Origin of the sequence: Chelativorans sp. J32, from assembly GCF_000518985.1 — a bacterium.
GTDB lineage: Bacteria > Pseudomonadota > Alphaproteobacteria > Rhizobiales > Rhizobiaceae > Chelativorans.
On sequence record NZ_JAEQ01000032.1, the window covers coordinates 20932 to 28191 of the forward strand.

Consider the following 7260-nt stretch of genomic DNA (forward strand, 5'->3'; position numbering starts at 1 on the left):
AACTTTCCCAAGACAATGACACAGGCGTGGCCGAGCTGACCGGGACATGCCTTTGCTCATGAAATGACTTACTCGTCGGCGAACATCGTTTCGCGACTGGCACGAAACTTCGGCAAGACCATCAGCAGGACCAGAACAGCGGCGATGCCGAGCATGGTCGCGGGAACCGGATGATCCACGAAGGTCATCAGCGAGCCATCGGACAAGACCAGTGCGCGGTTGAAGTTCTCTTCCAGCATAGGACCAAGCACAAAGCCCAGGACAAGAGGTGCCGGTTCGAAGCGAAGTGTCTTCAAGATAACGCCGATCACTCCGAAGACAGCCGTCATATAGAGGTCGAACGAGGCGAATCCGGAGGCATAGATGCCGATGCAGCTGAACATGACGATACCGGGAAACAGCAGCCGGTAGGGCACGCTGAGCAATTTGACCCAGATCCCCACCAGAGGCAGGTTCAACAGAACCAGCATCAGGTTTCCGATCCACATCGAAGCCACCAGGCCCCAGAACAGTTCCGGCCGCGAGCTCATGACGTTCGGCCCTGGCTGGATGTTATGGATCATCAGGGCGCCCAGGATCAGTGCCATTACGGGGCTGCCGGGAATACCGAGGGTCAACGTCGGAATGAAGGCGGTCTGCGCGGCAGCATTGTTGGCCGATTCGGGCCCTGCCACTCCCTCGATGGCGCCCGCGCCGAATTGTTCGGGATGGCGCGACACTCGCTTCTCAACGCTGTAGGCAATGAAGGAGGACATAGAGATGCCGGCGCCGGGCAGTACGCCAAGAAGCGAACCGATGCCGGTGCCGCGGAGGATCGGAGCGATCATCCTGCGGAAATCCTCGCGGTTCGGCCACAGGCTGTTGATCGGATTTGCGCTGGAGTCGGGAGTTCGCCGATCGACCAGCGTCGAATAGATCTCGCCGAACGCGAACAGCCCCACCGCCAGGACGATGAAGTCGATCCCGTCCCATAGTTGCGGCAGCCCAAATGTGAAGCGCTGAACGCCCGTGTTGGAGTCCGTTCCAGCCAATCCCAACAGCAGGCCGAGAATGACCATCGCCACTGATTTCAGCATTGAGCCCGAAGCAAGCGAGATCGCACCGACAAGGCCGAGCGTCATCAGCGCGAAATATTCGCTGGGTCCAAAGCCGATGGCGAGGCGGGTGAGAGGCGTCGCAAAAGCGGCGAGCAAAAGCGTGCCGATCGTGCCTGCAACGAATGAGCCGATAGCAGCCGTCGAAATCGCCACCCCGGCGCGACCCTTGCGCGCCATCTGATAGCCATCGAGCACGGTCACCGTCGACGCCGTTTCTCCCGGCAGGCTCATCAAGATGGCCGTGGTCGATCCTCCATAGGCCGAGCCATAGTATATCCCCGCCAACATGATCAGCGCCGAAAGCGGCTCGAGCCCGTAGGTGAAAGGCAGGAGGATGGCAATGGTGGCAAGCGGACCGAGCCCAGGCAGGATGCCGATCAGCGTCCCAAGAAGCGCGCCTGCCATTGCATAACCGAGATTCACCAGCGTTCCAGCCGCGGTGAACCCCAATACGATGTTATCCCACATTGTCGGTCAGCCTCCCCAGGGCCAGGCTTGCACCTGAAGATCCAGCAGGTAACGGAACAAAACGACCGCCACGACCGAAAGCACCAGCGCGACCGTCAGCGCGCCGAGGGGCGTCAACAGCCGCGAACCGACGCCGATCGCGGCGATCGTGACGAAACAGGTCAGGAACAGGCCCGCGATCGGCAGCAGCAGGCCGAACAATATGAAACCGCCAGCGACCACGACGAGGCACCACAGATGCCACAGGTCGAAACGCAGGCCCTCTCCCTTTGTCTTCGTGCCGCGAAAATCCAGCGCCGACAGCATCAGCCCTGCGCCGATCAACAGAAGCAGACAGGCCAGGATCAATGGAAAGAAACCCGGCTCCGTGTTCGTTGCGCTGCCAATCCCGTACTGCTGAGCTGCGATCGCAGTCGCGCCGCCGACAAGGACAAGTAGCGCCCCACCCAGCAGATCGCGGATGTCACTGACAACCATCTCCTCCTCCCGCTTGTCCAACTGCCAGGGCCGCGCCGATTGCCTTCCAGCATCGGCCAAGCCCTTCAGGTGTGAAATTCGCCCACATGTAGCAGAGCATCCAGCATGACCACGCCTTTTCCTTCCGGCCGGACAAGTATCGGATTGATCTCCGCCTCATGGACCCGTTCGGCTAGGGCAAGCCTTGAAACCGCGACTACCGCCTCCGCCAGCGCCTCCAGATCGCCTTTAGGTCGGTTGCGGTAGCCCGAAAGCAAGGCAAAGCCTTTGACCTCGCCAATCATGGATCGGGCCGTTGCTATGTCGACGGGAGCCGGATGAACCGCGCTGTCGCGATAGATCTCGGTCATCACGCCTCCCATGGCGAGCGTCACCATCGGACCGGCCACGGGATCGCGGGAAATACCGATCAGCGCCTCTCCGACGCCCCTGCACATTTCCTGTACCAGTATTCCCTGCAGACGATAGCCGGGGCGGTATGCCGCCGCCGAAGCTTTCATGGATGAGATCGCCTCCTTGAGCGCCACCCGATCAGGCACGCCGATTTGGATCGCCCCAGCCTCGGTTTTGTGTGGGAGATCCGAAGAAACGAGTTTCACCACCACCGGAAAGGGAATGCCAATGTCCTCGGGCAGATCTGCGTCGGCATCCAGCAATCTCGACCTGGGACCGGAAATTCCGAGCGACTGCATGACCCGGCCCGAGGTAACCTCGTCCTGGGTGCCGGGCGCCAAAGTGGCAATCAGCGCGGCGGCGTCCGCCGGCAGTTCGCGTTTTTTCGTGCCGCCGGGTTCAGGTAAGGAATCGAACATCAGAGCGATCGTTTCGGCGCAGGCTTCCACCGTGCCGAACGCAGGAACGCCACCGGCCTCGAGCATGGCGAGGCTTTCTGGCGCATGCGGCAGTGGGAAAGCCAGAACCGGCGCGGCATCGGATGGCGCCTCCGCCTTCGCATCGATGATGGGCGCCACCGCCAGCTCGGGGTTGAACTGAGCCGAGGAACCAATCACCACCAGCAGCAGTCCCGTGGCCGGGTCGGCGGAAAGCGTGCGGATCACCTCTTTCATAGGCTCGTAACGCGTGCCGGCCAATGTCACGTCGACCAGCTTCCCATGTCCCAGCGGAATTCCCTGTGCGGAAAGCGACGCGCGCGAGACCTCCGACAGGCCCGCGATGGGAACGCCATGTAGCGCAATCCGGTCGAGCACCATCGCGCCGCCCCCGCCCGTGGTCGAAACAACCGTCACTGCGCGCGGTCGCTTCGGCCTGAGTGCAATGCGCGAAAGCGTCCGTGCGGCGGGAATCAGCGATTCGAAAGATTCGACCTCCCGTATGCCGACGGAGCGCAGAAAAGCCGAAACCGACCGCGCCGATCCCGTCAGGGCCCCGGTATGTGAGACCGAAAGCGCCTGCCCCTCCTCGCTGCGACCAACCATATAGGCGACGACCGGCTTGCCGCGCGCATGGGCACCCTGTGCGAAAAGCTCCAGCGCGCCACGGTCGCGAATGGTCTCGAGAAACAGGATGAACCCGTCGGTGCCGGGATCATCGAGCAGCAATTGGCCTAGGCGCCCCACGCCGGCTGCAGCCTCGTTCCCCGTCGAGACGAGGACCGAAAAGCCGGTGTTTTGCGCCTGGCCGCGCGAAAGCATCGTGCCGATCACGCTTCCGCTCTGCGACAGGACCGCAAGCCGCCCCTTGCCGATTTCCGCCGCCTTGAAGGCCGCATTGGTGGTACAGATGAAACCGGGCCCAGTCGATACGACACCGGTCGAATTCGGCCCGATCAGCAGGATGCCCGCCTCCTCGGCGAGGCGGACAAGGCGCTCCTGACGTTTGCGCCCCTCCTCACCTGCCTCCGCGAAGCCGTCGGCCAGGATTGAAACGACCTTCACACCCGCGCGGGCGCAGTCTTCCAGTGCCTCCATCGCGGGATCGGCGTTAAGCAGGATATAGGCATGCTCGACGCCGCCTTCGATATCCGAAACGCGTTTCCAGGCCCTCAGTCCCGCAATCTCGTCCCGCGCGGGATTGACCGGACAAATGCGTCCCTGCCAGCCGTTCCGCTGAAGGAATTCCAGCGGCCGGGCCGTCAGCCGCCCTGCCGAACCCGACACACCGACCAGCGCCACGCTTTCCGGCGCTATCAGGGCCTTGCGCAGGGCCTCGTCGTTATGGCGTTTCAATTCCGATCTCCGCGCTGGTCGAAACGGCGCTCGAATATTCCCTCGGCAATCCGGTTGCGAAGGATTTCCAAGGAGCCGCCGGCGATCATCCAGCCGCGGGTGCGCCGGAGACAGTACTGGGCGGTGCTCTCAATGGAAAAGCCCAGCCCGCCCATGATCTGCACGGCCTCGTTCGCGGCAAAGAAGCCAGCCTCGTTGCAGGCAAGTTTCGCAAGCGCCGTGTCCTGCGCAGACGGCAGGCCGCCCGGCGCATCGACGGCATTCACCGCCGCCCGCATCAGCAAGAGCTCCGCAGCCGAGAGCTTCAGTTCCATATCCGCAAACTTCCACTGCAATCCCTGAAACTCGGCCAGCGGGCGACCGAACTGCTTGCGGGCAAGCGCATGTTCGCGCGCCAGATTGAAGGCATGGCGTCCCACCGCCACCGCACGCGCGGAATTGCCAAGCCGCTCGACGTTGAAACCGGAGATCTGCTTCTTGAAGCCGCCCTCGCCGAGCAGCACGTTCTCTTTGGGAATGAAGACGTTGTCGAAGAAGAGCGGCGCCCAGGATTCTCCGTTCATGAACTCGGAGGGATTGCCAATGGAAAATCCCTCCATGCCACGCTCGACCAGGACCGACCCGATGCCATGCGTGCCGGCCCCGAAACGGGCATAGACCAGATAGACGCCTGCCTCGACGCTGTTGGTACCGAATATTTTGGCGCCATTGAGCCGCCAGCCGTCGCCATCCTGCGTCAAGGAAGTGGTCAGCTCCGTCACGGCAGATCCGGCGTCGGGCTCGGACATGCCGAGGGAAATCAAAGATTTACCGGAAAGAAGGGACGGCAGGAACCGTTTTTTCTGCTCCGGCGTGGCATATTCCACAAAGGTCCGGATCGGCCCGAAATTGCAGGCCTGGATCACATCGCCGGATTTGGGGCAGACCTCCGCAACCGCGCGGATTGCCAGAACGGCATCGACAAGGGAACCTCCCATGCCGCCGTCACTCTCGGGAAAGGTGATCCCCAGAAGGCCCATCTCCGCAAACTGCCGCGCAACGTCCCAGGGATATTCCTTGGAATTGGCACGCTCCACCGCCCCTTCGGCCAATTCTGAGAGAGCAAACTTGCGGACAGAATCAAAAAAGATCTGTTGCTCCTCGGTCAGTTTGAAATCCATCTTTTCCCAGGCCCTCCGCATCGTTCAATCTCACTTTGACCGAAGAGGGCAGCGGCGATAATGATGTCTCTGGTATAGCATGGGAAACAAAAAGTTATGGCAGAGAAATACCGTAACCTGCCACTCAATCCGCTGAGGGCATTCGCCATTGCGGCTCAATACAACACGTTTACCGCGGCTGCGAACTATATGGGCATCAGCCAGGTTGCCGTCAGCCGTCAGATCACGGTTCTGGAGGATTACCTCGGCGTTCAGTTGTTCGAAAGGCGCGCGCGCTCGGTCAAATTGACCGAAGTGGGGCGCTCGTTCAGCCGTGAGATCATCGACCTGTTCCACGATCTGGAGCGGGCCACCCACCGGGTCCTGGAAAGTGAGCGCGAACAGGTCGTTCAGCTGCGCATCTACCCAACTCTGGTGCATTATTGGCTCTCGCCTCGGCTGAGCCGGTTCTACGCCGCGTTTCCGGACCATTCGGTACGCCTGGATACAACCGTGCAGCCGCTGGATTTCCGTGGAACGCATCTGGATCTGGCCTTCCAGCTTGGCCAGGGAGAATGGGGCGACGCTCGCAGCCGCAAGCTCTTCGACGAAACGATAGATGTCGTCTGCAGCCCGGAATATGCAGAACGGTTCAACGGCTTTCGCACGCCTTCCGACCTTTCGCGAGCGATGCTTCTTCACGCGAAATACCGCCGCCGGGAATGGGATCTTTGGGCGGATGCCGCCGGCGTGGAACTCCCGGACGGACCGGGCATGATCTTCGAAAGCTCGCTGCTTGCCTATGGTGCGGCGCGCGACGGGCTTGGTCTGGCCATAGGCCAGATCGACATTCTTCACGACGAACTGGATTCGGGACGGCTGGTGCGGCCCTTCATGCGCCCGATAAGGACGGGGTCATCCTTCTATATCGTCTGGCCGACGGTGAAATCGGTCTCCACGCCGACACGGCATTTCGTCGACTGGCTGCTCGAATCGAACAATTTGCCAGCCGAATTTTTCAAACGTTCAACTGGCCGACGCGGTGCCACCGCTGAACTTCCGGCGAAACGCCGTACCTGAAGGTTCCCGGACAACGGGGTGGGCTCCGTCTGATGCCGGAACCATAGGTTTTCCGGACACGCACAGCCGGCGCTGCTATTTCCTGAGCTCTCCGACAGCCCCATCATATAGAGCCGGTGGGCAACCTTGGCCTCGGGCTGGCCATGTTGAAATACCCGCCCTGCACATCTCCTCGATGACGCCTGCTTTGCCGTCTCTGATAGCCGGTCGCCATCGTCCTGCGATGGTGGGAATTCCCCAGCCATGGGGCTCGTCTACGAGCTCCAACTGAGCGGAACCTTAGTTCGCTCCTCTCCCAGCCCTGGCGGCACGCTCTATCCGCCGGCTCATCGGCTTCGTCCCAGAATTGGCATAAATCCAATTCCGCTTCCGTTTAGGCTAGGCTTCGATCTTCGCTGCCGAGAGGAGGGAAAGGGGTCCGAGTTGCCACTGCGTGGTCTCCCGAAATTGTGGGTCCCCTGCGCTTGAACCGGACCTGGCATCCCGGGCAGAGTTCGAACAGCCGCGCATCGCGCGGTCTCCCCGGACGGAACTTGCTGTGGCTGCAGCCCTCGCAGGTCCACTGCTTTCCCCCGTTGCATAGCCGCCTCCCCAACGCTTCAATCACAAAAAGCTCCCCCCGCCGCGTGTTGTTGGGCGGCGGGGAGAGAGGCGGTCAGAATTTGCCGACGATGTTCAGGAAGACGCCTTCGTCGTCGAGGGTTAGGTCGCGCAAGTCGTCGGAGAAGCGGCCGAAATTGTAGCCGACGCCGACCTTGAAATTGTTGCCGACATGGCGGTAGAGCGCGGCGAGCGCGCCATAGTCGGTGGTCT

Annotated in this window: 5 protein-coding genes; 1 reads left to right on the top strand and 4 read right to left on the bottom strand. The window is 61.6% G+C overall.

The genetic code is table 11. The annotated features are described in order from the left end of the window. Positions 1-68 precede the first annotated feature (68 nt). The 4 genes from CHEJ32_RS0122805 to CHEJ32_RS0122820 all read right to left on the bottom strand — a co-directional run bounded on the left by CHEJ32_RS0122805 (position 69) and on the right by CHEJ32_RS0122820 (position 5388). The gene (locus tag CHEJ32_RS0122805) at positions 69-1565 is read right to left on the bottom strand and encodes a tripartite tricarboxylate transporter permease (RefSeq protein ID WP_028035839.1); all 1497 of its coding nucleotides are present in this window, start codon (positions 1563-1565) and stop codon (positions 69-71) included. A gap of 6 nt (positions 1566-1571) precedes the next feature. Beyond that, positions 1572-2042 (bottom strand): tripartite tricarboxylate transporter TctB family protein, encoded by a 471-nt coding sequence (locus CHEJ32_RS0122810; protein ID WP_156936784.1) that lies wholly within the window; start codon positions 2040-2042, stop codon positions 1572-1574. Between the two features lie 65 nt (positions 2043-2107). After that, positions 2108-4228, bottom strand: coding sequence for an acetate--CoA ligase family protein (locus CHEJ32_RS0122815; RefSeq protein WP_028035841.1), 2121 nt, complete (start codon positions 4226-4228; stop codon positions 2108-2110). Continuing rightward, positions 4225-5388 carry an acyl-CoA dehydrogenase family protein gene (locus tag CHEJ32_RS0122820; protein ID WP_028035842.1) on the bottom strand — a complete coding sequence of 388 codons (1164 nt, stop codon included), beginning with the start codon at positions 5386-5388 and terminating at the stop codon, positions 4225-4227. Before CHEJ32_RS0122820 ends, CHEJ32_RS0122815 begins: the two co-directional genes overlap by 4 nt. Before the next feature lie 96 nt (positions 5389-5484). On the opposite strand from CHEJ32_RS0122820, the gene CHEJ32_RS25850 reads away from it, so the two are divergent. Beyond that, positions 5485-6447 (top strand): LysR substrate-binding domain-containing protein, encoded by a 963-nt coding sequence (locus CHEJ32_RS25850; protein WP_034659004.1) that lies wholly within the window; start codon positions 5485-5487, stop codon positions 6445-6447. Positions 6448-7260 lie beyond the last annotated feature (813 nt).

Excerpts from the sequence above, each read along its gene's own strand:
- CHEJ32_RS0122810 (WP_156936784.1), bottom strand. The coding sequence starts at position 2,042 with ATGGTTGTCAGTGACATCCGCGATCTGCTGGGTGGGGCGCTACTTGTC.
- CHEJ32_RS25850 (WP_034659004.1), top strand. The coding sequence starts at position 5,485 with ATGGCAGAGAAATACCGTAACCTGCCACTCAATCCGCTGAGGGCATTC.
- CHEJ32_RS0122805 (WP_028035839.1), bottom strand. The coding sequence starts at position 1,565 with ATGTGGGATAACATCGTATTGGGGTTCACCGCGGCTGGAACGCTGGTG.
- CHEJ32_RS0122820 (WP_028035842.1), bottom strand. The coding sequence starts at position 5,388 with ATGGATTTCAAACTGACCGAGGAGCAACAGATCTTTTTTGATTCTGTC.